A 22423-nucleotide genomic window follows, 5' to 3' on the forward strand; every position below is an offset into this window, starting at 1 on the left:
CTTTAGTATTCCGCACAAGCGAACGACTCAGCAACGCCGCCGGAACGGAAAAGAACCTCGTGAATAGTCCGGGCTAGAACGCTCTCCACAACTGGATCCACCTTCCGGCACCTGACTCGGGAAAGGACTCTGCGATCCTTTCCAGGGTCGCGGAGCCGGCATCCCCCAGGAGCACTGCCAGGACACCTTTTCTGTCTTTTTTCGGTTCGTAGATATTTTCCGGAACGGATGGGAGGCCAGCTAACTCCGCCGCCTTTTCCATCGCGTCGTTGATATTCCCGAGTTGGTCGACGAGACCGAGCCCGAAGGCCTGGCGTCCCGTCAAAACCCTTCCATCGAAATATGGCCGGACATTGCCCTCATCCACAGGCCGCCCCGCGAGCACCGCTTCAACGAACTGCTCGTGGGTGTCCATGACCATGTCGGTAAGGAGCCGCTGTTCGTCCTCGGTCATCTCCCTGGCCGGATTGCCCGTGTCCTTGAACCGTCCGCTCTTGATGGTCCGGCTCCTTATCCCCAGTTTCCCGAGCAGTCCCTCAAGGTTCGTGAATTCCATGATGACACCGACGCTGCCTGTGATCGTACCCGGATTGGATACGATCCAGTCGGTGGCGCAGCTCAGGTAGTAACCTCCGGATGCGGCTACTGTGCCCATGGATGTCACGACAGGTTTGATTTCACGCAGCCGCTTCAGTTCACTGTAAAGCTCCTGCGTCGGCGCCACGGCGCCGCCCGGGCTGTCCACTCTCAGAACGACAGCCAGGATCTCGTCCCTTTCCGCCAGATCCCGGACCTGTTCCATGTGCCAGTCAACGTTGACAATGGGGCCCTCCAGCCTTAGCAGAGCCAGGGTGTCGCCCTGGAAAAGTTCTCCCCCGAATCGATCGGTTGTACCGAGGGCATAGGCGGCAACCACAATGACCAGGGCCAATATAACGAATATCTTGTATTCTCGTCTCATAGTGGCGACAGTTTACAGCGAACGGTCAGCTGTTTACAACCTCGCAAACAGTCCATTTGACCGGTGCGTGGAAAGATCTCGAAACACTCCCGGAAAAGCCTGCGAAGGCCCTCCAAAAGGCTCCTTGCCGGCATGAGAAAGACCGTGCCCCGTGAAAATCGGGCACGGCCTCGGATCGCATCTGTGTTCAAGGATCATTCGGATTTCTATCAGCGTGTCGGGGTTCTCCGACAGCCTCCTAGTCATCCTCATCCCGGGCTTCAACATCATCGGGCCCGTCATCCTCCCCGGTTTCGGAAACATCGGCTTCTCGGGCAACGGCATCCTCTTTGTCAGCTTTGGTGTCAGCATCAGCGGACACGTCAGTGGAGGCGGAAGCTTCCTCCTCGACCGTTTCCTCAACAGTCTCGGCAATCTTCTTCACAGCCGGTCCACCGGTATCGGTTGAGATAGCCGCAAGAGACGCACCAAGGATGTCACCGAGGGTGCCTCCACCGCTATTGCTGTTGATATAGGAGGTATAGTGAGGAGCCTGGCCGCCATCCTTGACGGCGGTCATGCTCAGGCTGACCTTCCTCTCCTCCGGGTCGATGTTGAGGATCTTCACCGTGACCTCGGTATTCGGGGGGTAGACCTCCTCCGGTTTCTGCCCGTCGTCGATCTCAAGTTCGGAGATGTGAATGAGCCCCTCGACACCTTCCATAAGTTCCACGAAGGTACCGAAATCCGCGTGATTGACCACCCTGCCCTGAACGATGGAACCGGAGGGGATCTTTTTCTGGAGTTCTTCCCAGGGGTTATCCGAGAGCTGCTTGAGTCCGAGAGACAGCCGCTCCCTGCCCTTGTCTACGCTGAGCACAACGGCCTTGACGGTGTCACCCTTCTTGATGACCTCTGATGGATGGTTGATCTTCTGTGTCCAGGACATGTCGCTGACATGAATGAGTCCGTCGATCCCCTCCTCTAGTCCAATGAAGGCCCCGAAATCTGTCAGGGTTCTGACCTTGCCCTCGATAATGCTGCCCAGGGGATAGTTGTCTGAAACGATGTCCCATGGGTTGGGCTCGATCTGTTTCATGCCGAGGGATATGCGGCGGCTATCGGTGTCGATGCTCAGGACCTCGGCTTCCACGGTGTCGCCTATCTCGACGATCTTGGAAGGGTGCTTGATCTTCCGGTTCCAGGTCATCTCGCTGATGTGGACAAGGCCCTCTACGCCGTCCTCCAGCTTGATAAAGGCGCCGTAATCCGTAACGCTCATGACCTTTCCGGTCACCCTTGCGCCGACCGGGTAACGGTCCGGAACGCCCGCCCACGGATCATCGGAAAGCTGCTTCATCCCGAGGGAGACCCGCTCTTTCTCCTTATCATACTTGAGGACCTTGACCTGGACACTGTCACCCACTGTGAGCATCTCGGAGGGGTGCTGCAGCCGCCCCCACGACAGGTCGGTGATGTGAAGCAGGCCATCAATACCGCCAAGGTCGATGAAGGCACCGTAATCGGTGATGTTCTTGACAATGCCTTCCATGACCGAGCCTTCCTCGAGAACCTTGAGGGTCTCCTCCTTCTTGCCCTCCCTTTCCTCCTCGAGAAGCACACGTCTGGAAAGAACGACGTTGCCGCGCCTGGGGTTGAACTTGATGATCTTGAAGAAAAACTCCTCGCCAACGAGCCGGTCGAGGTTGCGGATTGGCCTGATATCGACCTGTGATCCCGGCAGGAAAGCCCTGACACCGATATCGACCGTTAAACCGCCCTTGATGCGGCTGATGATCCTGCCGCGGATCGGCTTGTTGTCCTCGTGGGACTGGCCGATGTCGTTCCAGACCTTCATTTTGTCGGCCTTCTCCTTGGACAGGTAGATCAGGCCTTCGGAATCTTCCTTTTTCTCGAGGAAAACTTCAACCGTGTCGCCCTCTTCGATGGTCAGCTCTCCATTTTCGTCGAGGAACTGAACTTTGGGAATAATCCCTTCCGATTTGTATCCCACATCAACCAGCACACCGTCCTGGGAGATCCCCACGACGGTGCCGGTAACAACTTCCCGCTCTCTCAGATCCCTGATGCTCTCCTCATAGAGTCTGGCAAAATCCTCGGAATCATCGGAATCGTCGTGTGCCAGTTCTTCACCGGTGTCCACGGCGTCCTCGGTAACATCTGGAGCTACTTCCTTTGTCCCCTCATTTATGGAACTCTTTTCTTCGACTGTCATTCGCTGTTTGACCTCCTGGTTTTTTTTTGCTGAACGGAGGCGGATTATCCTACATTTGGGTATCCATGTCAATCGCTTCGCTTGCCTAAAACCATTGCAAATACTGGATTTTCAAATAAGGAGGTGAAGGGTGAAGGGTGAAAGGGGAAAGGAAAGAAAAAAAGGGTGGTTGTTCAGTAATCGGCTGGTTGGGGTGTATCTGGAATTTTTAATTCCGAGATACGAGATCTGAGATGGGCTCTAATCCAGATTCTCCAGAGCCTCGACAACCTCGGTTATGACCCATCCCGGGGTGGAAGCCCCCGCGGTGATGCCGATAACGGCTCCGTCCCCTATCTGAAGATCCCCGATCTCCTCAGCGCTCTCAATATGGTAGGTGGTTGATCCGTCCCAGGCCAATTCCCGTGCCAGGCGTGTCGTGTTTGCGCTGTTTTTCCCGCCGACGATCACCATGACGTCCACATTTCGTGAAAGCTCCAGCGCCTCGGCACTCCTTTTATGGGTCGCTATGCAGATGGTATTGTAAACCCTGGTTTCCCGGCAGCGGCTGATGCAGGCAGACGCTACCGACTGGAGGGTCGAAAGGGACTGAGTGGTCTGGGCAACCACCCCCACCTTCTTTCCGAACCGGGAGGGATCAAGCTCATCGATCCCCCTGGTCACGAGGCACGAATCGGGATCGTAGCTCACGACAGCCTTGACTTCGGGATGGTCCGACTCGCCGACAATGATAACCTGGTACCCATTTTCAGCAAGCTGCCTGACTCTCTCCTTGAGGCAGTTCACCAGAGGGCATGTGGCATCCACAACAGTCAGCCCCCTGAGTTCAGCCTCCTCGATTACCCCCATCGGAGCCCCATGGGACCGGATGACCACCGTCCCCTCTGATATCTCCTCGAGTCCACGGGCCATCCTTATCCCCATCTCCTGGAGACGATCGACCTCCTGCGGGTTGTGGATAATCGGGCCGAGGGTATAAACGGGCAGGTTGCCCTGGTCCAGGGCAGCTACAGCCATCTCCACGGCTCTTTTAACACCAAAGCAAAAACCCGCCGATTTTGCGAGTATCACCTTATGCATCGACTGATTCCAACTCCGTGACCCTGGCAGACAAGGTGTCAACCACCTCCTCCAGACTCATCGCCGTAGTATCGATGTAGGTGGCGTCACCGGCCCTTTTAAGGGGCGAATGGGAACGGTTCGTGTCGTTCCTGTCCCTGGTCTTCAGCTGGCTGAGCACGTCCCCTTCCGCCTGCTCCATCCCCTGCTCCCGAAGTTGAAGCCACCTGCGCCTGGCTCTTTCCGTCAAGGAGGCGTCGAGATAAAATTTGGCGGGAGTATCGGGAAACACAACCGTACCCATGTCGCGCCCTTCGGCAACCATCGCACCGTTCCGGCCCAGGAACTGCTGAAGGCGGACCATGTGCTGTCTGACCTCGGGAAGCGCGGAAACGGCAGAGGATCCGAGACTCATCTCCGGAGTTCTGATATGGTCGGTCACATCCTCCCCGTCCAGGTAAACAACAAGCTCTTCGCCCCGGTGATCCAGGTCGATGGAGATGGAGGCGCAAAGCTCGTCCAGGCGCCTGGCGTCGTCGTAGGGGATATCCTTCCTGAAAGCAGCCAGGGCGACGGCCCTGTACATGGCACCGGTGTCGAGATGCTGATAACCGAGCCGCTGCGCAAGCAGACGGGCCACAGAGCTTTTTCCTGAGCCGGACGGTCCGTCGATGGCAACGACAGGTTTCAACTCAGATCTCTCCCTGAGGCGTCAGGCTGCCCGGGGCCAGCGTGTTGAAAAGGTCCCCGAACCCCGGGAACGATGTGGCCACGCAGCCTGTTTCCCTGACATGACTGGCAGAAGGTCCAAGCAGGGCGAGGACAGCCGAACTCATGGCAATGCGATGATCACCGTGGCTCTTGAAGGATGCGGGCTTGACCTTGTCTGTCCCCTCGATCCGGAAACCGTCCTCCTTCTCCTGGACGTCTATCCCCGCCAGCCGCAGCATTTTGACCGTCGTGCTGATCCTGTCCGATTCCTTTACCCGAAGTTCCGAAGCCTTGCCCAGTTCCGTGACCCCTTCCGCCGCGGCCCCGATGACGGCTGCAAGGGGCAGTTCATCTATAATGGACGGGATCCAATCGGAAGGGATCGCCATCCCCTTGAGCCTGCGTGTGCCGCGCACCCTGATATCGGCCCGTGGTTCACCGTCCCCCGGCAGGGGGGAAATGGTCAGGTCGGCGCCCATGGCTTCGAGGAGTTTTATAATACCGGTACGGGTCGGGTTTACACCCACGTTCCTGACGGTGATGTCCGAGCCTTCCACGAGAGCCCCTGCCGCCAGAAAAAACGCCGCCGATGAGATATCACCAGGAACATCGATATCCGTCGGCACCAGCTCCTGGCCACCCGATATCACGCAGGACAGACGGTTCTGGTCAATGGTTACACCCATGGAGCGCAGCATCCTCTCCGTGTGGTCCCGACTCAGGGCCGGCTCAGTGAATACCGTGGTGCCGGAGGCTCCCAGGGCGGCGATCAGGACGCACGATTTGACCTGGGCGCTTGCCACCGGGCTTTCGTAGGAGATGGCCGAAAGTTCTCCACCCCTGATGGAAAGGGGGAGGAGGTTCCCTCCTTTCCTGCCGTCTATCATGGCTCCCATCTGCCTGAGAGGCTCCACGATCCGCCCCATGGGTCTGCCTCGAAGGGAACCGTCCCCGGTCAGGACAGCGTGAACGGGGCGCGCGGCTATCAATCCGGCTATCAACCGGACGCCTGTGCCGCTGTTGCCCAGGTCCATGACATCCTCAGGTTCCCTGATCCCGTCCAACCCCGTTCCCGTGACCACCACATGGTCGCCCCCATCCTCGACGCCGGCACCGAGAGCGGCAACGGCATTGAGGGTGTTGTCGGTGTCCTCGGCACGAAGGGGACGGCAGATAACCGACCTGCCCTTCGCCATGGCTGCGAAAAGATAGGCACGGTGCGTGACAGACTTGTCTCCGGGAACGGTGATCTCCCCTTCCAGGGGTCGGCCTGGTTCGATCTTCCAGGTCATGCCTGCCCCCTGCGTAATGCGGCGATCGGCTTGAAGATCTCCTCCAGCCTCTCCCGGTCGCCATCCTCCAGGGCCTTGAGGATCTTGTCGACAGAGTTTCTGAACCCCCGGGTGGCCGTGAGGATGTGTTCCCTGTTGGCCACAGCGATATCGGCCCACATTCGAGGGCTGCTGGCCGCGATCCTCGTGTAATCCCTCAATCCGCCTCCCGAAAGGTCCACCAGTTCCGGATCGTTGCCCAGCACAGCGTCGATGATGGCATAGGCGGCCATGTGGGGCATGTGGCTGACCCAGGCAAACACGCTGTCGTGGATGTCGGGGTCCATGATCAGGGTCTCGGCGCCTGTCCCTTCCCACATGAGCTGTATGAGCTCCACATCCGCCGGCAGGGTGCCACCAGGCAGGCTGCGACCCGACGTACTGACCCCGGCAAATCCTTCAACAGGCGTGAGGATGACCCGGGCTCCTTCGAAAAGCCCCTTTCTCGCTGCAGCAGGGCCTGACCTCTCATCTCCGGCGATGGGATGTCCCGGCACGAACCGATACCCCCGTCCCGCTTCAACGGCTCTGCGGTAGGCCGACACGGGCATCTTTTTTACGCTACCCACATCGGTAACCAGGGTGTTGCCCTCAAAACCTTTTTCCAGGATCTGAAGCAGTTCCAGGACAGGCACTGCCAGTATCACGAGATCGCACTGGCGGAAAGTTTCCGGAACAGGAGGCGCCGTCTCGTCAAGGATACCCAGCTCGACAGCCTCATCCTGCCGGGTGCCGTCGCGGTCGCTCCCGACGACAGAGCCCACAAGACCCTTATCCTTGAGATCCAGGACAAGGGACCCTCCGATTAGCCCCGTACCGAGCAGGTAGATCCGCTGAAACAGGGGTCTTCCGGTGGGGGTCGCCGTCACAGGTCCCTTCCAAGGGCGGAAGCGAGGGAGCGAAGGGAATCCATCAACTCGGCGAACTGTTCCAGCCTGAGAGATTGGGGACCGTCACAGAACGCCTCCTCGGGGTTCTCGTGAACCTCGATGAGAAGTCCGTCTGTGCCCGCCGCCAGAGCTGCCATGCACATGGGAGCGACCAGGTCGGCCCGACCGACGGCGTGACTGGGGTCCACGATAATGGGCAGGTGGCTCATGCTCTTCACCAGGGGAACACAGGAAAGGTCCAGTGTGTTCCGCGTTTCGGTCTCGAAAGTCCGGACTCCTCTTTCGCAGAGGATGATTTCACGGTTCCCCTCGTCCAGGATGTATTCGGCCGACATGAGCCATTCCTTGACGGTAGAAGAAAGGCCGCGCTTGAGCAGGATCGGCTTTTTGAGTTTTCCGACCTCCTTCAGCAGGGTGAAGTTGGACATGTTCCTCGCGCCTATCTGGATGATATCAGCGTACCTGCCCACGAGCTCGACATCCCTCGGATCCATGAGTTCGGTCACCACCCCGAGGCCGGTCTCCTCCCGTGCCTCGGCAAGGTACTTGAGACCTTCTTCTCCAAGACCCTGGAAAGCGTAGGGCGAGGATCGCGGCTTGAAAGCGCCGCCCCTGAGGAGATGCCCTCCTGAGGCTTTAACCGAACGGGCAACCTTGAGCAGCCCATCCCTCGTCTCCACACTGCACGGACCGCCGATGACGATGACCGCATTCCCGCCGATGGTCACGTCACCGACCTTGATCACCGTGTTCTCTTTCCTGAAATCACGGCTGGCGAGCTTGAACGGCTTGAGGATAGGGAGGACCTTCTCAACAGCCTGATAGGCCGCCAGGGACGTTTCCCGAAGGATCCTCTCATCACCGATGGCTCCGATAATGGTGCGCTCTTCACCCTGGGAAATGTGAACCTTGAGACCCCTCTCGTTGAGCTTTTGGGTGATGTGATCGACATCCTTCTGGGTTGAACCGGGTTTTAATACGATTATCATGGGGAATACCTCTGTGTTTTAGTTACCAGCCTCCAGCTTACAGCTGTCAGTCTGAATATTGATGTAAGTGCACATGAGCACCGGTGCACCAGTGCACTAAACCGTTTTCTGCGCGCGAAGTTATTTCACGGCCACATGCCGCCCACTTAGCGGACGGCAGTCTCAATCACCTTACTCAACGCTTCCAGAAAAAGCTCGTTCTCCTCTGCAAGGCCCGCAGTGACACGGATGGTGCCGGGCAGCCCATATCCGGCCATGGGCCTGACGATGATGCCGCGGTCCAGGAGACCCTCGTAAACGTCCTGTTCCGGCCGGCCGGCAAGATCGATGAGGATGAAGTTTGTATAACTTTTTGTGACGGTCAGGCCCATACCCGTCACAGCGTCCTCGATCCGCTGAAGCTCCCGGCTGTTATGCTCGAGGCTTTTGGCAACGAACTCATCGTCTTCCAGGGCGGCGCAAGCCGCGGCCTGGGCGATGCTGTTCACGTTAAAAGGCTGCCGGACCCGGTTATAAAACTGGGCCAGTTCCCTTGGCATGATGGCGTATCCGACTCTCAGGCCAGCCAGCCCGTAGGCTTTGGAAAAGGTCCTCGCGACGACCAACGAACGCCCCCGGCGCAGGTAATCAAGGCCGTTGGGAAAATCAGGAAGGTGGGCTGCAAACTCGAAATATGCCTCATCGAGGACCAGGGGCACACTCTCCGGAACCTTTTCCATGAAACGTTCCAGCTCCTCCTTTGTCACATATGTCCCGGTGGGGTTGTTGGGGTTGGCAATATAAACCAGCCTGATCGACTCGTCCAAAGCCAGTGCCATGGCATCCAGATCGTGCCTGAGATCCGGAGTCAGCGGCACCTCCACCCCCCGGCCTCCATGGGCCAGGGTGGCCAGCCGGTATACGACGAACGCCGGCCAGGCGTAGAGACTTTTTCCGCCATCGGCGAGAAAAAGCTGCGCCATGATCTCCAGGATCTCGTTAGAACCGTTGCCGAGGACCACCATCTCCGGATCCACACCATGATGTTCGGCCAGCTTTTCCTTAAGTTCGCGGGCGGCGCCGTCCGGGTACCTGTGGACTCCCGCAACAGCTTTCCCGGCTGCCTCCAGCGCCCGGGGAGACATCCCCATCGGGTTTTCGTTGGAGGCGAGTTTTACGATCCTGGTCAGCCCCTTTTCCCTGGCGACATCCTCGATGGGTCTGCCCGCGCTGTAGGGAACCAGGTCCTCGATGGTGTCGTGAACCGGCCTGAATCTACCTTGCATAAAATTGGCTCCTGATTTGCTATTTATCCGTTGATCTCAGGTCTCATATCTCACATCTCAGAAAAACCCTGCTTCAGGCGCTTTATAAAGCGTTCATAAATTGAGCTCTGAGATTTGAGATTATTTCACGGTGCCTTTCGGGTAACTTCCCAGAACCTTCATCTCCTCACAATAAACCTTTACCTCTTTCAGGGTCGCATTCACCATCGGATCGTTGATATGCCCTTCAATATCTACGAAGAACACGTAGTCCCAGGCTTTTTTCCTCGAAGGCCTGGATTCGATCTTGGTGAGGTTGATCCCGTTTTCTCCGAACGGCTTCAATATCTCGTAAAGAGCTCCCACCCTGTCCTTGATCGACAGAACGACGGAAGTCTTGTCGGAACCGGTGGGCGGTACCATCCCGTTGGAGATGATGAGGAACCTTGTAAGGTTCTCCTCCCAGTCGCCGATGTCACTTTCCAGGATGGGCACCTCGTAAAGCTCCGATGTCAGCTCACCGGCCACCGCCGCGGTTCCCGGAACTTCGGCGCAGAGCGTCGCGGCCTCGGCCGTGCTCCTGGCATCTTTCAGTTTCGCTTCGCTCAGGTTTCGCCCGAGCCACTGTCTGCACTGGGCAAGCGCCTGGGGGTGGGAGTAAACGGTCCTGATATTATCCAGTGTCGGCTCCCGTGACAATAGCATATGCCTTATGGGAAGGATGATCTCTCCGGAGATGAACTGTCTGGAGTCGATGAGCAGATCAAGGGTGGAAGTGACGACGCCCTCGTTGGAGTTTTCCACCGGGGCAACGCCTCTATCAGCAAAACCCTGCTGAACCATGGAAAACACGTCCCCGACACTCTCGGCAGGGAGGTACCTCTCTCCACGTCCAAAGGTCTGTCTGGCCGCCTGGTGCGTATAGGTAGCGACAGGACCGAGATACGCTATCCTCAGCTGGTCACTCACCGGAATCGTCCCTGAACGCTCCTATCCTGCGGAACTTCGACCACCTGTCGACAACCAGATCTTCAGGTCCCATGACGGACAGTTCATCGAGGCGGGACTGGATAGCCGATCCCAGGAATTTCGCGGATACCGCCGGATCGCGGTGGGCTCCCCCCAGAGGTTCTGTGATGATCTCATCGATGATCCCGTTGGCCAGGCTGTCATGGGCCGTCAGTTTCATCGCTTCTGCCGCCTCTTTTGCGAAATCCTGGCTCTTCCACAGGATGGCAGCGCACCCCTCGGGTGAAATGACCGAGTAGATGCTGTTTTCCAGCATCATGACGCGGTTGGCCACAGCAAGGGCAAGGGCGCCCCCGCTCCCGCCCTCTCCGGTCACCACGGAGATGATCGGAACGGTGAGGTCAGCCATCTCGATAAGGTTCCTTGCAATGGCCTCCGCCTGTCCCCGCTCCTCGGCCCCGATACCGGGAAAGGCTCCCGGAGTGTCCACAAGGGTCAGAACGGGTATCTTGAACCTTTCGGCGAGTTTCATGAGCCTTAATGCCTTGCGGTACCCTTCCGGGTTGGGCATCCCGAAATTACGGACGACTTTTTCCTTGGTGTTCCGACCCTTTTGATGGCCGATGACCATGATGGAACGGCCGTTGAAAGTCGCGATGCCTCCCACGATGGCGGCATCGTCTCCAAAGCAGCGGTCCCCGTGCAGCTCGACGAAATCCTCCATGAGGAGATCGATGTAATCCAGGGTGTACGGCCGTTGCGGATGCCGAGCAATCTGTGTCCTTTGCCAACGCGTGAGCCTCGAGTAGACGTCCTTGCGCATGCGGTCGAGTTTTCTCTCGAGCCTGGCGATGTCGTCGGAGATATCCACGTCGGGCTGCTCGGTATCCATGAGCCGCAGTTCGCCGATGCGGCGCTCAAGTTCCGCCAGCGGTTTTTCGAATTCGAGATAGGAGTCGACCATGGCTATTACCCTTAAAGAATGCTGTCCGCGACAGCGGTAGAATGTCGGTAAAGTACTAAGGACTATGGACTAAGTGCTAAGAGTTCTTCGTTCCCTGATCTTTGTTCCCAGTTCTGAACCGAGAATTATTACCCTAAACCCCCGTTCTGTCAAACAAAGGTGACCGTGCCGGAGCCGAAGATCCTCTCCACTTCGTGGACCATCTCCTCGGAGGAGTTGACCTTGAACTGATCGGAAAAATCGATGATCGCTTCGGCCTTGGTAGGTATGGTCAGCCTGAGGCGGACACCGCATTCCCCGAGGTGACGACCGAGAACCTGCCTGAGCCTTTCCAGGTCATCCGCCGTGAGTCCCACCGAAGTGAGGTTTATCTGGATCATGCTGGTGATGCGCTGCCGGTAAACCTCAAGGAGCTCAACCTTCATAGCCTTGATCTTTGGTTTGTCCCCGTTGGCGTCCACGGTGCCCTGGACGATAAACGGGCCATCCAGGCCCAGGATGGGCCCCGCCTCCTTGAACGGGTCGGAGAAAACGATGACTTCGGCGCTCCCGGTGAGGTCTTCCAGAGTGAGAAAAGCCATGCGGTCCCCTCTCTTGGTGCTGATCTCCCTCATGCTCTGCTTCATCCCGGCCACCTTGACCTCCTGGCCTTCGGACAGCTCTCCCAGACGGCCCAGGTCCACTGTCACGTAACGCTCCAGTTCCTTTCGGAACTTTTCCAGGGGGTGCCCCGTGATGTAAAAGCCCAGGCATTCACGCTCGAAGGCCAGCCGCTGATGTTCCGGCCAGGGCTCGATCCTGGGGAGAGTTTCCTCAGCCGAGGCTGCCATGACACCACCGTCAAAAAGGGATGTCTGCCCACTTTCCCTGTCTTTTTGTGCCTTTTGGCCCCGCTCCATGGCGTGGTCGAGGGCAGCGAGCTTCTGGGCGCGATGGCCGGGAAACCCGTCGAATGCCCCTGATTTTATGAGGCTTTCCACAACGCGGCGGTTTACCTTCCGCAGATCCACCCTGCTGCAGAAATCGTCCACCGAGGTAAAATCCGCTCCCTCGTCCCGTTGCCCGAGGATCTCTTCCAGGGCCGCGATTCCGACGTTCTTGACCGCCCCCAGTCCGAACCGGATCCCCTTGTCCTCCACGGTAAACGGTATGGAGGAACGGTTGATATCCGGAGGGAGCAATTCGAGCCCCATCTCCTTGCATACCCCGATGTGCTGCGTAACCTTGTCGGAGTTGTCCATCTCGCTGGTCAGCAAGGCGGCCATGAACTCGCCCGGATAATGAGCCTTGAGGAATGCCGTTCGATAAGCGATGAGAGCATAGGCGGCGCTGTGCGATTTATTGAAACCGTACCCGGCGAAAAAGGCAAGGTTGTCGAAGATGGGCCCGGCCGTCTTGTCCGGGATATTTTTCTCCCTGGCGCCCTCCAGGAACCGGGACCGCTGTTTTTCCATCTCATCGGGGAGCTTTTTCCCCATGACGCGCCGCAGGTTATCGGCTTCCCCCATGCTGTAGCCGGCCAGTGTGCCCGCGATCTGCATTACCTGTTCCTGGTAAACGATGACACCGTAGGTCTCGGACAGGATCTCCTTGAGTTCCGGCCGGTCATAGGAGATCTCCTGCCGCCCGTGCTTGCGATTGATGAAATCGGTGACCATTCCGGTTCCGAGGGGGCCCGGACGGTACAGGGCCACGAGGGCGATGAGGTCCTCGAAGGAGGTCGGATTCATCTTGATGAGGAGATCTTTCATGCCGGAGCTTTCCAGCTGGAAAACCCCGTCGGTATCCCCTGTTGAAAGGAGATCGTAGGTCTTCTGGTCATCGAGACCGGACGGTTCCGCGTCCAGCGGTTCGATCCCTTCAACCTCCCGCCTGCGGTTGACAAGCTCCACCGCGTTGCGCAATAAAGTCAGCGTCCGCAACCCGAGGAAATCGAACTTCACCAGCCCCACGCTTTCGAGATCCTTCATGCCGTACTGTGTCATGATGCTGTCGTCCTTGACGTTGCGGTACAAGGGCGCGTGTTCGGTCAGGGGAAGATCGCTGATCACCACACCGGCCGCGTGGGTGGATGCGTGGCGGTGCAGGCCTTCCATCTTCTGGGCCAGTTCGAGAAGTTCGGCGACCTTTTTGTCCCGCTTCATGGCGTCTTTGAGCTGTGGTTCCTTCTCGATGGCCTTGGGCAGTTTGATCCCCAGGACTTCCGGCACCATCTTGGCGATGCGATCCACTTCCGCATAGCTCATGTCCAGGGCCCGTCCAACGTCCCTTATCGCCCCTCGCGCGGCCATGGTCCCGAAAGTGATGATCTGGGCCACCCTGTCCTCGCCGTACTTCTCCGAAACGTAGCGGATGACTTCGTCACGGCGCTCCATACAGAAGTCCACATCGATATCGGGCATGGTGATCCTCTCCGGGTTGAGGAAACGCTCGAAGAGGAGACCGTAACGGATCGGATCGATGTCGGTGATCCCGAGGGAGTAGGCGACGAGAGATCCGGCCGCTGAACCCCGCCCCGGCCCCACCGGGATCCCCTGCTCCCGTGCGTACCGGATAAAGTCCCACACGATGAGAAAATAACCCGGGAAACCCATGTCGATGATGGTTTCAAGCTCGGTGCCCAGGCGAGCCTGGTAACGCTGAAGGGTCTCCTCCCTTTTCTCCTCCGGCGTCTTTTCCAGTATGGGCTCCATGCGCTTGTCGAAACCGGCCCGCACCTCGGTGGAAAGGTATGATTCCTCTGTCATATCCTCGGGGATAGGGAACCTGGGCAGGTGGAAGCTGCCCATCGGTATCTCCACGTTGCACCTTTCGGCAATGGCCAGGGTGTTCGACAGCGCCCCGGGGTAATCACGGAAACCAAGCTCCATCTCTTCTGCAGATTTCAGGTAGAGCTCGCTTGCGTCCATCCGCATCCTGTCCTCGTCGTGGACGGTCTTGCCCGTCTGGATGCACAGGAGGACATCGTGCATCCGGGTATCCTCCCGCCGCAGGTAATGGACGTCGTTGGTGGCCACCAGACCGATATCCAGCTCACTGGAAAGCTCCAGCATCCCGGCGTTGGCCTTCCCCTGCTCCTCCATGCCGCTGTGCTGGACCTCCAGGAAGTAGTTCTCGCCGAAAAGCTCCTTGTACCAGGCTGCCGTGTCTCTCGCTCCTTCACGGTCTCCCCGGACCAGACGGTAGGCCACCTCCCCTTTCAGACAAGCCGATAGAGCCACAAGGCCTTCACTGTGGCGCGCCAGGATCTCCTTATCGATCCTGGGACGGCGGTAGAACCCCTCCAGGTATGATATGGATGACAGTTTTATGAGGTTGGAGTAGCCGGTGAGGTTGCGCGCGAGAAGAACCAGGTGGTAAGAGCCCTGACCGTCATCGTCCACCTTGCGGTCGTGGCGGCTTTCCGGAGCCACGTAGAACTCCTGGCCGATGATCGGCTTGATGCCCGCCGCCCTGGCGCTCTTGTAGAAATCCACTACGCCGAACATGGCGCCGTGGTCGGTGATCGCCAGTGCCGGGAACTTCAGCCTGGCCGCGTACTCGGTGAGGTCCGACAGGCGGTTGGCCCCGTCCAGGAGGCTGTAGGAAGTGTGGACGTGGAGGTGGACGAAGTTGGCGTGTTTCATAAATAAATTTCGGTCCCGGTTTTCACCTTATTCAGCGTTACTTTATCCGGCAATGATCGGACCTCCGAACGCTCCCCTGGAACTTAAGCCCGGAAACCGGAATTTATTTATTCCCATTCGATGGTGGCCGGGGGTTTTGAGCTGATGTCGTAGACGACCCGGTTGACTCCACGGACCTCGTTGATGATCCGGTTGGAGATCCGGGCCAGGAGTTGGTATGGCAGGTGGACCCAGTCCGCGGTCATGCCGTCCAGGCTGTGGACCGCCCGCACCGCGACCACGTTCTCGTAGGTCCTCTCGTCGCCCATGACACCAACGGTCCTGATGGGCAGCAGTACGGCAAAGACCTGCCAGATGTGATCGTAAAGGCCTGCCGCCCTGATCTCCTCCCTCACGATGGCATCCGCCTCCTGTAGTATGTAAACACGCTCTTCGGTCACTTCGCCGATGACACGGATCCCAAGTCCCGGCCCGGGGAACGGATGCCGCCTGACCATCTGGTCGGGCATACCCAGTTCGCGGCCCACTTCCCGGACCTCGTCCTTGAAGAGCTCCCTCAGGGGCTCGACCAGCTTCAGGTTCATCTTGTCGGGAAGGCCTCCCACGTTGTGGTGGGTCTTGATGGTAGCGGAGGGCCCCTTGAACGAAACGCTCTCGATAACGTCCGGATACAGGGTCCCCTGGGCGAGAAACTTCACGTTCCCGATCTTACCGGCTTCGATCTCGAAAAGCCGGATAAACTCGTTGCCGATGATGACCCTCTTGCGCTCAGGCTCCTCGACGCCCTTGAGCTTCTCCAGGAAGTCGTGTCCTGCTTTCAGGACGACGAGGGGGAGACGGTAATAATCGGTAAAAACGGTCTCGACCCTTTCCCGCTCCCCCTTGCGCAGCAGACCGTTATCCACGAAAACACAGGTCAGCCTGTCACCGATAGCCTTGTGGACGAGAACGGCCACCACGGAGGAGTCGACCCCTCCCGACAGCCCGCAAAGGACACGCCCCTCTTCACCCACGGTCTCCCGGATCTGCTCGATGGCCAGGTCGATGTAGGATTGGGCCGTCCACAGGGGACGCAGGCCGCAGATGCGGAACAGGAAGTTTTCCAGGATCTCCGATCCCCTGGGCGTGTGCACGACCTCCGGATGGAACTGGACGGCGAAGAACTTCCCGGTCTCATCCCGCATGGCCGCCACGGGAGAGTTTTCCGTGTGGGCTATCGCGATGAACCCGGGAGGCGGCGACTCGATCCGGTCGCCGTGGCTCATCCACACCTTGCTCAGGTTCTCCTTGCCGGTGGCAAAACCGCTGAACAGGTCGTTGTTGTCGTCGATCTGGAGCATGGCGTGCCCATACTCACGCCTTTCGGCCTTGCCCACCTTTCCGCCGAGAAGGTGCGTAAACAGCTGCATGCCGTAACAGATCCCCAGGAACGGCACGTCCAGGTCGAGAAGCTCTCCGGGTACGAGGGGGGCCTCTTCATCGGTGACACTGGCCGGTCCCCCCGACAGGATGATCCCACGGGGAGCGAACTGCCGGATCTTGTCGATGGGTTCTGTGCACGGGTGGATCTCACAGTACACCTTCAACTCCCGCACCCTGCGGGCGATGAGCTGTGTGAACTGGCTCCCGAAATCGAGGATCAGGATCTTTTCGGCGTGGATGTCGACGGTCGGCATAAATGCCTCCAGCACGAAGAACAAAGTACGATGTACGAAGGGGTTCCTACTTCGCGCTTCGCTCTTTGGACTTCGCGTTTGCTTATTCTAACCAGTAATTCGGCGCTTCCTTGGTGATGATGACGTCGTGGACGTGGCTTTCCTTGAGACCCGCACTGGTGATCCGCACGAACCGGGCGTTGGTCCTGAGCTCTTCGAGGTTCCTGCACCCCGTGTACCCCATCCCGGAGCGCAAGCCTCCCACCATCTGGTACACCGTAGCCGAGACCGGCCCGCGGTACGGGACCCGCCCCTCGATCCCTTCCGGCACCAGTTTCCCCTCCACCTCCACGTCGTCCTGGAAGTACCTGTCCTTGCTGCCTTTCTTCATGGCCTCCAGGGAACCCATGCCCCTGTAAACCTTGTAGGAACGTCCCTGGTAGAGAACCAGGTCCCCCGGGCTCTCATCGACTCCCGCAAAAAGGCTCCCGATCATCACGGAGTGGGCTCCCGCGGCGATGGCCTTGACGATGTCCCCTGAATACTTGATCCCGCCATCGGCGATGATGGGGACTCCGGAACCTTCCACGGCACGGGCGCACTCCATGATGGCGGATATCTGGGGGACCCCCACTCCGGAAATGATCCGCGTGGTGCAGATCGATCCCGGGCCGACCCCGACCTTGACAGCGTCGACCCCGGCGTTCACGAGCTCTTTCGCGGCCTTTCCGGTGGCCACGTTGCCGGCGATGACCTGCATGCCGGGGAACTTCTTCTTCAACGCCCTGACGCCCTCGATAACACCCATGCTGTGCCCGTGGGCCGTGTCCACGGCCAGGACGTCCACCCCGGCCTCGATAAGCGCCAGGGCGCGGGTGTCAAGATCGTCCCCCACTCCCACCGCGGCGCCCACGCGCAACCGGCCCATCGGATCCTTGCAGGCGTTGGGATATTTGCGGGATTTCTCGATGTCCTTGATGGTGATCAGGCCGACCAGGTTGTAATCCTCGTCCACCACGAGCAGCTTTTCGATCCTGTGCTCATGAAGACGGGCCTTGGCATCCTCCAGGGCGATGCCGGGCTTGACGGTGACGAGGTTTTTGCTCGTCATGACCTCCCGGATGGGACGCTCAAGCTTGGTCTCGAATCGCAGGTCCCGGTTTGTCAGGATCCCCACCAGCTTGCCTTCCTTTTTCCCGGTCTCGGTGATGGGAACACCCGAGATGCGGTACCTGGCCATAAGTCCGAGGGCCTCGCTGACCTTCCTGTCCGGGTCCATGGTGATGGGATCGACGATCATGCCGCTTTCCGATTTCTTGACCTTGTCCACCTCAATAGCCTGCTGCTCGGGGCTCATGTTCTTGTGAATGATCCCGATACCCCCCTCCTGGGCCATGGCGATGGCCGTGTGGGCCTCGGTCACCGTATCCATGGCGGCGGAAAGGATGGGGATACCCAACGTGATCCCTCGTGTCAGCTGGGTCTCGAGGTTGGCTTCCGACGGCAGTACCTCGGACTTTGCGGGAAGGAGCAGAACATCGTCGAAAGTAAGGCCGTAGGGAATGTTTTCCGACTGCATTGATCGCCTCCTTGGAATGCGGGAACCTTCGGAAAGACCCCCCCAATTCCTGAATCCAACTTTTTGACAGGGTCGCAAAAAGTCCAGGCGGAACTTTTCCTGGCTCATTAATGTCCTGGGGAAAGGGAATAGCGTCGTTTTCCCTTTCCTCACAAAGACTGCTGCAATATCGCCAAAGTCCGGGTAGGACTTTGGCTTAACGGGAACCGAAAAGCGTGGTTTTCTGTTCCGCTTCACTTTGTATCGACCCGCTTGTAAGACTGGCGGAGGAACCTCTCCCGACAAGTGCCGCTTCCGGAGATTGTCCGCTCAGCTGACTTGCCGGGTTAGTTGATCGAAACTAATAGGTAGGGGGTGAAGTGTCAAGGAGGTTCCTCCCGAACGGCGGTTCGGGAGGAACAGTTTACTGTTAACAGTGTGTAATAAACACTTGGTTCATATTTCACCTGCTAAATGTCAATTATTTCAGGAAACATCCAAAATAAGGGGCATTTCGAAAAACTCATCGCAACGTGTCGGTAAAGTCCGACACGTTGCTGGCGCACCAGTTCACAGAGGAAAGCAATCTGATCTCAAAGGTTTACGGTGTTACCCTGCCTGCCTTAGTCACGCCACAGGCGTGATCGAAAGGAACTTGTCGCCCTCCTTCCACCCGGTTTCCCTCCCTCCCCTTGACGCCCCCGCTGTATGCCCTAAACTTTACAGGGTCGCAAAAAGTCCAGGCGGGACTTTTTGCTCAACGGAAAGCGAAAAGCGTCGTTTTCGCTTTCCTCACGGATCTATGGCACATTGGTAAGCCATTGATCCGGGCGCCCACGCGGGCGCGTTGATGACTTTTGAAAAGCCATCAACTGACAGGGTCGCAAAAAGTCCAGGCGGGACTTTTTGACACCAGAACCCTTTCCCGGGAAACGTGATCCAGGACCACTAGGAGGCCTTTGCCATGACGTCGTCACTCCGATCCCTGACAGAAGAGCAGCTTGCACAGGTGGACGCTTACTGGAGGGCGGCCAACTACCTTTCCGTAGGCCAGATCTACCTGTACGCCAATCCCCTGCTGAAAGAGCCCCTTTCCCGCGACCACATCAAACCCCGTCTCCTGGGGCACTGGGGCACCACGCCGGGGCTCAATTTCATCTACGCCCATCTCAACAGGGTCATACGGCAGCGCGACCTGAACATGATCTATATCACAGGTCCTGGCCACGGGGGGCCCGCCCTTGTCGCCAATACCTGGCTCGAGGGGATATACACCGAGACGTACCCTGACGTCAGCCGGGACGAGGAGGGCATGAAGAAACTGTTCACCCAGTTCTCCTTCCCCGGCGGCATCCCCAGCCATGTTTCCCCGGAAGTGCCGGGCTCCATCCACGAAGGAGGCGAGCTCGGTTATTCCCTTTCCCACGCCTTCGGGGCGGTGTTCGACAACCCGGACCTCATCGCCGCCTGTGTCGTGGGTGACGGGGAAGCGGAGACGGGCCCCCTGGCGGCGGCGTGGCACTCCAACAAGTTCCTGAACCCCGCCCGGGACGGCACGGTGCTCCCCATCCTTCACCTCAACGGCTACAAGATCGCCAACCCGGCGATCCTTGCGCGGATGAAAAGAACCGAGCTTCAAAGCCTCATGGAAGGGTACGGCTACAGGCCGTTTTTCGTGGAGGGGGACGAACCCCGGATCATGCACAGTCTCATGGCCGAGACCCTGGACCGTGTCTTTGACGAGATCCGGGACATCAGGGAAAAAGCCGCAACGCCCGGTCCGGGGGACCTTCCGCCATGGCCCATGGTCATTCTCAGGACGCCCAAGGGCTGGACCGGTCCCGGGGAAGTGGACGGTGTCAGGATCGAGGGCACGTGGCGCTCCCACCAGGTCCCCCTTTCCGGCCTTCAGCAGGACCCGGAGCACGTCAGGATGCTTGAAAGGTGGATGAAGAGCTACCGTCCGGAGGAACTGTTCGACGGGAAGGGCGCTCCCGTGGAAGCCGTCACGCAGTGGGCTCCGTCCGGGCCGCGAAGGATGGGAGCCAACCCCCATGCCAACGGCGGGCAGCTTCTGAAGGACCTGCGGCTGCCGGACTACCGGAAATACGCCGTGGCTGTGCCCCTGCCCGGGCAGACCACCGCACAGGACACCAGGGTCCTCGGGCGCTACCTCCGGGATGTGATGAAAAACAACGCCGGGCAGCGTAATTTCAGGGTCTTCGGCCCCGACGAGACCGCCTCGAACCGGTTGGACGCCCTTTACGAAGTGACCGGCAAGGCCTGGATGGAGGAAATCCTCGAGGTGGACGAAAACCTCTCACCGGACGGGCGCGTCATGGAGATCCTCAGCGAGCACACCTGCCAGGGGTGGCTCGAAGGGTACCTCCTCACCGGCAGGCACGGTCTTTTCTCCTGCTACGAGGCCTTTATCCACATCATCGACTCCATGTTCAACCAGCACGCCAAGTGGCTGAAAACCGCCAGCCGTGAGATCCCCTGGAGAAGGCCTGTCGCCTCCCTGAACTATCTCCTCACCTCCCACGTCTGGAGACAGGACCACAACGGGTTCAGCCACCAGGACCCCGGCTTCATCGACCATGTCGTCAACAAAAAGGCCGACGTCATACGGGTTTACTTCCCCCCCGATGCCAACTCCCTCCTCTGCGTGGCCGACCAGTGCCTGCGAAGCCGTGATTTCGTGAACGTCATCGTGGCGGGAAAACAGGATCACCCCCAATGGATGGATATGGAAGCGGCCATCGAGCACTGCAGCGCTGGACTCGGCATATGGGAGTGGGCAAGCAGCGACAAGGGGGCGGAACCGGACGTGGTCATGGCCTGCTGCGGAGACGTACCGGCCCTGGAGACCCTTGCGGCGGTTCAGCTGCTCAGGGAGCATGCCCCCGGCCTCCGGATCAGGGTCGTAAACGTCGTGGATCTCATGACCCTGCAGCCGGAGGAGGAACATCCCCACGGACTTTCAGACAGGGATTTCGACACGATCTTTACCACTGACAGGCCCATCATCTTCGCCTACCACGGCTACCCATGGCTCATCCATCGCCTCACCTACCGGAGGACCAACCACCGGAACCTTCACGTCCGTGGGTACAAGGAGGAAGGTTCGACCACGACCCCCTTCGACATGGCGGTCCTGAACGACATCGATCGCTTTCATCTGATGGCGGACGTGGCCGACCGGGTCGCCGGGCTTTCCCACCAAGCCGCGTACATCAAGCAGTTCGTCCACGGCAAACATGTCGAGCACCGGGAGTACATCTACAGGGAGGGCCAGGACCTCCCCGAGATCAGGGAGTGGAAGTGGACAGGGGAAATTTGAATTTATTCTTCTGATATCACCGTTCGGTTGCGTCCGTTTTGTTTCGCCTTGTACATGGCCGCATCGGCTAATCGGATCAAGTGGTCAAGACTGCGCTCGGGAATGAACTCCGCGATCCCGATGGAAACGGTCACCGACACCGCCGTCTCCGATCCTGCAGGCAGGAACGGAACCGCTTCAAACCTGGTGCGCAGGCGCTCAGCCGGGACCAGTGCGCAATTTGCGGAGGTGTCCGGCAGGATAATGGCAAGGTTCCGCAACTCATCCTCCATCTTCCTCATATCAGTGATGTCCTGAAAAAAGCCGATGACCCCGGATTCCTCCCCGTCCTCTAAAAGAAGCGTGCAGCTGATGCGGATGGGCAGGTCGCGTCCGTTCCTGTCCCGCACAAACGTCTCGTAGCCCACCAGCCCGCCCGGACCCCCCTAAGCGTCGGAAAGGATCTGGTCGATGACGGCAAACAGGGACTCCATGGAAATAACGCTCATTTGCGTATAATATCAGAAACTCACGCCTGAGCCGTCACCCGTTTCCAGGTCAGGCGGCATCGGATCCGATAATTTGCCTCGCGCGCGGCGTGGACACCCGACAGACTACCTGATCGACTCGGTTAAGCTGATATTCCCGGTCCGCCCCTGGTTATCCGCAACCTGCTTTTATTCACATGCCGCATACCATAGTGTGCATACTTGCCTACGATAGTGTGCAGTAACCGAACATATAATCCGGACAGCGCTATCCTTGTTATGTGTTATTTTCCTTTAATATCAACTTATTGGGCCATTTTCGCAACCTGCTCTACATTGTGTACGGATTTTGCAATGATTATTATTGACAGGGTCGCAAAAAGTCCAATCCGGGACTTTTCGCTCCACGGAAAGGGAAAAGCGTCGTTTTCCCTTTCCTTA

15 protein-coding genes are annotated in these 22423 nt (G+C 58.5%); 1 reads left to right on the top strand and 14 read right to left on the bottom strand.

Annotated elements, in window-relative coordinates; genetic code table 11:
* Positions 1 to 73 precede the first annotated feature (73 nt).
* The 13 genes from sppA to guaB form a co-directional block, all read right to left on the bottom strand.
* Positions 74 to 961, bottom strand: coding sequence for a signal peptide peptidase SppA (gene sppA, locus P1S46_05495; protein MDF1535943.1), 888 nt, complete (start codon positions 959 to 961; stop codon positions 74 to 76).
* Between the two features lie 238 nt (positions 962 to 1199).
* Positions 1200 to 3176 carry a 30S ribosomal protein S1 gene (locus P1S46_05500; GenBank protein ID MDF1535944.1) on the bottom strand — a complete coding sequence of 659 codons (1977 nt, stop codon included), beginning with the start codon at positions 3174 to 3176 and terminating at the stop codon, positions 1200 to 1202.
* Positions 3177 to 3416: 240 nt separating this feature from the next.
* Positions 3417 to 4256, bottom strand: coding sequence for a 4-hydroxy-3-methylbut-2-enyl diphosphate reductase (gene ispH, locus P1S46_05505; protein MDF1535945.1), 840 nt, complete (start codon positions 4254 to 4256; stop codon positions 3417 to 3419).
* Positions 4249 to 4926 carry a (d)CMP kinase gene (cmk, locus tag P1S46_05510; GenBank protein MDF1535946.1) on the bottom strand — a complete coding sequence of 226 codons (678 nt, stop codon included), beginning with the start codon at positions 4924 to 4926 and terminating at the stop codon, positions 4249 to 4251. Before cmk ends, ispH begins: the two co-directional genes overlap by 8 nt.
* Before the next feature lies 1 nt (position 4927).
* Positions 4928 to 6238: a 3-phosphoshikimate 1-carboxyvinyltransferase gene (aroA, locus tag P1S46_05515; GenBank protein MDF1535947.1), complete on the bottom strand. Its 1311-nt coding sequence runs from the start codon at positions 6236 to 6238 to the stop codon at positions 4928 to 4930.
* Entirely contained in the window at positions 6235 to 7146 is a 912-nt protein-coding gene (locus tag P1S46_05520) for a prephenate dehydrogenase (protein MDF1535948.1), read from the bottom strand. The genes aroA and P1S46_05520 overlap by 4 nt, the downstream gene beginning before the upstream one ends.
* Positions 7143 to 8156: a 3-deoxy-7-phosphoheptulonate synthase gene (gene aroF, locus P1S46_05525; protein MDF1535949.1), complete on the bottom strand. Its 1014-nt coding sequence runs from the start codon at positions 8154 to 8156 to the stop codon at positions 7143 to 7145. The genes P1S46_05520 and aroF overlap by 4 nt, the downstream gene beginning before the upstream one ends.
* A 146-nt stretch (positions 8157 to 8302) precedes the next feature.
* The gene (gene hisC / locus P1S46_05530) at positions 8303 to 9421 is read right to left on the bottom strand and encodes a histidinol-phosphate transaminase (protein MDF1535950.1); all 1119 of its coding nucleotides are present in this window, start codon (positions 9419 to 9421) and stop codon (positions 8303 to 8305) included.
* 120 nt (positions 9422 to 9541) lie between these two features.
* The gene (gene pheA, locus P1S46_05535; protein MDF1535951.1) at positions 9542 to 10369 is read right to left on the bottom strand and encodes a prephenate dehydratase; all 828 of its coding nucleotides are present in this window, start codon (positions 10367 to 10369) and stop codon (positions 9542 to 9544) included.
* On the bottom strand, positions 10362 to 11333 hold the full coding sequence (locus P1S46_05540) for an acetyl-CoA carboxylase carboxyltransferase subunit alpha (GenBank protein MDF1535952.1): 972 nt from the start codon (positions 11331 to 11333) through the stop codon (positions 10362 to 10364). The genes pheA and P1S46_05540 overlap by 8 nt, the downstream gene beginning before the upstream one ends.
* Positions 11334 to 11482: 149 nt before the next feature.
* Complete coding sequence (gene dnaE / locus P1S46_05545) at positions 11483 to 14959, bottom strand: DNA polymerase III subunit alpha (protein ID MDF1535953.1); 3477 nt, start codon at positions 14957 to 14959, stop codon at positions 11483 to 11485.
* Positions 14960 to 15066: 107 nt separating this feature from the next.
* On the bottom strand, positions 15067 to 16635 hold the full coding sequence (gene guaA, locus P1S46_05550; GenBank protein MDF1535954.1) for a glutamine-hydrolyzing GMP synthase: 1569 nt from the start codon (positions 16633 to 16635) through the stop codon (positions 15067 to 15069).
* Positions 16636 to 16717: 82 nt separating this feature from the next.
* Positions 16718 to 18193 carry an IMP dehydrogenase gene (gene guaB, locus P1S46_05555; GenBank protein MDF1535955.1) on the bottom strand — a complete coding sequence of 492 codons (1476 nt, stop codon included), beginning with the start codon at positions 18191 to 18193 and terminating at the stop codon, positions 16718 to 16720.
* 943 nt (positions 18194 to 19136) lie between these two features.
* Between guaB and P1S46_05560 the strand changes: the two genes are divergently transcribed.
* Positions 19137 to 21515: a phosphoketolase family protein gene (locus tag P1S46_05560; protein MDF1535956.1), complete on the top strand. Its 2379-nt coding sequence runs from the start codon at positions 19137 to 19139 to the stop codon at positions 21513 to 21515.
* A 2-nt stretch (positions 21516 to 21517) separates the two neighbouring features.
* Here P1S46_05560 and P1S46_05565 read toward each other — a convergent pair whose 3' ends face one another.
* Positions 21518 to 21922, bottom strand: a complete 405-nt coding sequence (locus P1S46_05565) for a diguanylate cyclase (protein MDF1535957.1) — start codon at positions 21920 to 21922, stop codon at positions 21518 to 21520.
* Between the last annotated feature and the right edge of the window lie 501 nt (positions 21923 to 22423).

It is taken from the genome of bacterium (genome assembly GCA_029210545.1).
Lineage (GTDB): Bacteria > BMS3Abin14 > BMS3Abin14 > BMS3Abin14 > BMS3Abin14 > JARGFV01.

Coding starts and splice junctions, on each gene's coding strand:
- sppA (MDF1535943.1), bottom strand. CDS start 961: ATGAGACGAGAATACAAGATATTCGTTATATTGGCCCTGGTCATTGTG.
- P1S46_05500 (MDF1535944.1), bottom strand. CDS start 3,176: ATGACAGTCGAAGAAAAGAGTTCCATAAATGAGGGGACAAAGGAAGTA.
- ispH (MDF1535945.1), bottom strand. CDS start 4,256: ATGCATAAGGTGATACTCGCAAAATCGGCGGGTTTTTGCTTTGGTGTT.
- aroA (MDF1535947.1), bottom strand. CDS start 6,238: ATGACCTGGAAGATCGAACCAGGCCGACCCCTGGAAGGGGAGATCACC.
- aroF (MDF1535949.1), bottom strand. CDS start 8,156: ATGATAATCGTATTAAAACCCGGTTCAACCCAGAAGGATGTCGATCAC.
- hisC (MDF1535950.1), bottom strand. CDS start 9,421: ATGCAAGGTAGATTCAGGCCGGTTCACGACACCATCGAGGACCTGGTT.
- P1S46_05540 (MDF1535952.1), bottom strand. CDS start 11,333: ATGGTCGACTCCTATCTCGAATTCGAAAAACCGCTGGCGGAACTTGAG.
- dnaE (MDF1535953.1), bottom strand. CDS start 14,959: ATGAAACACGCCAACTTCGTCCACCTCCACGTCCACACTTCCTACAGC.
- guaA (MDF1535954.1), bottom strand. CDS start 16,635: ATGCCGACCGTCGACATCCACGCCGAAAAGATCCTGATCCTCGATTTC.
- guaB (MDF1535955.1), bottom strand. CDS start 18,193: ATGCAGTCGGAAAACATTCCCTACGGCCTTACTTTCGACGATGTTCTG.
- P1S46_05560 (MDF1535956.1), top strand. CDS start 19,137: ATGACGTCGTCACTCCGATCCCTGACAGAAGAGCAGCTTGCACAGGTG.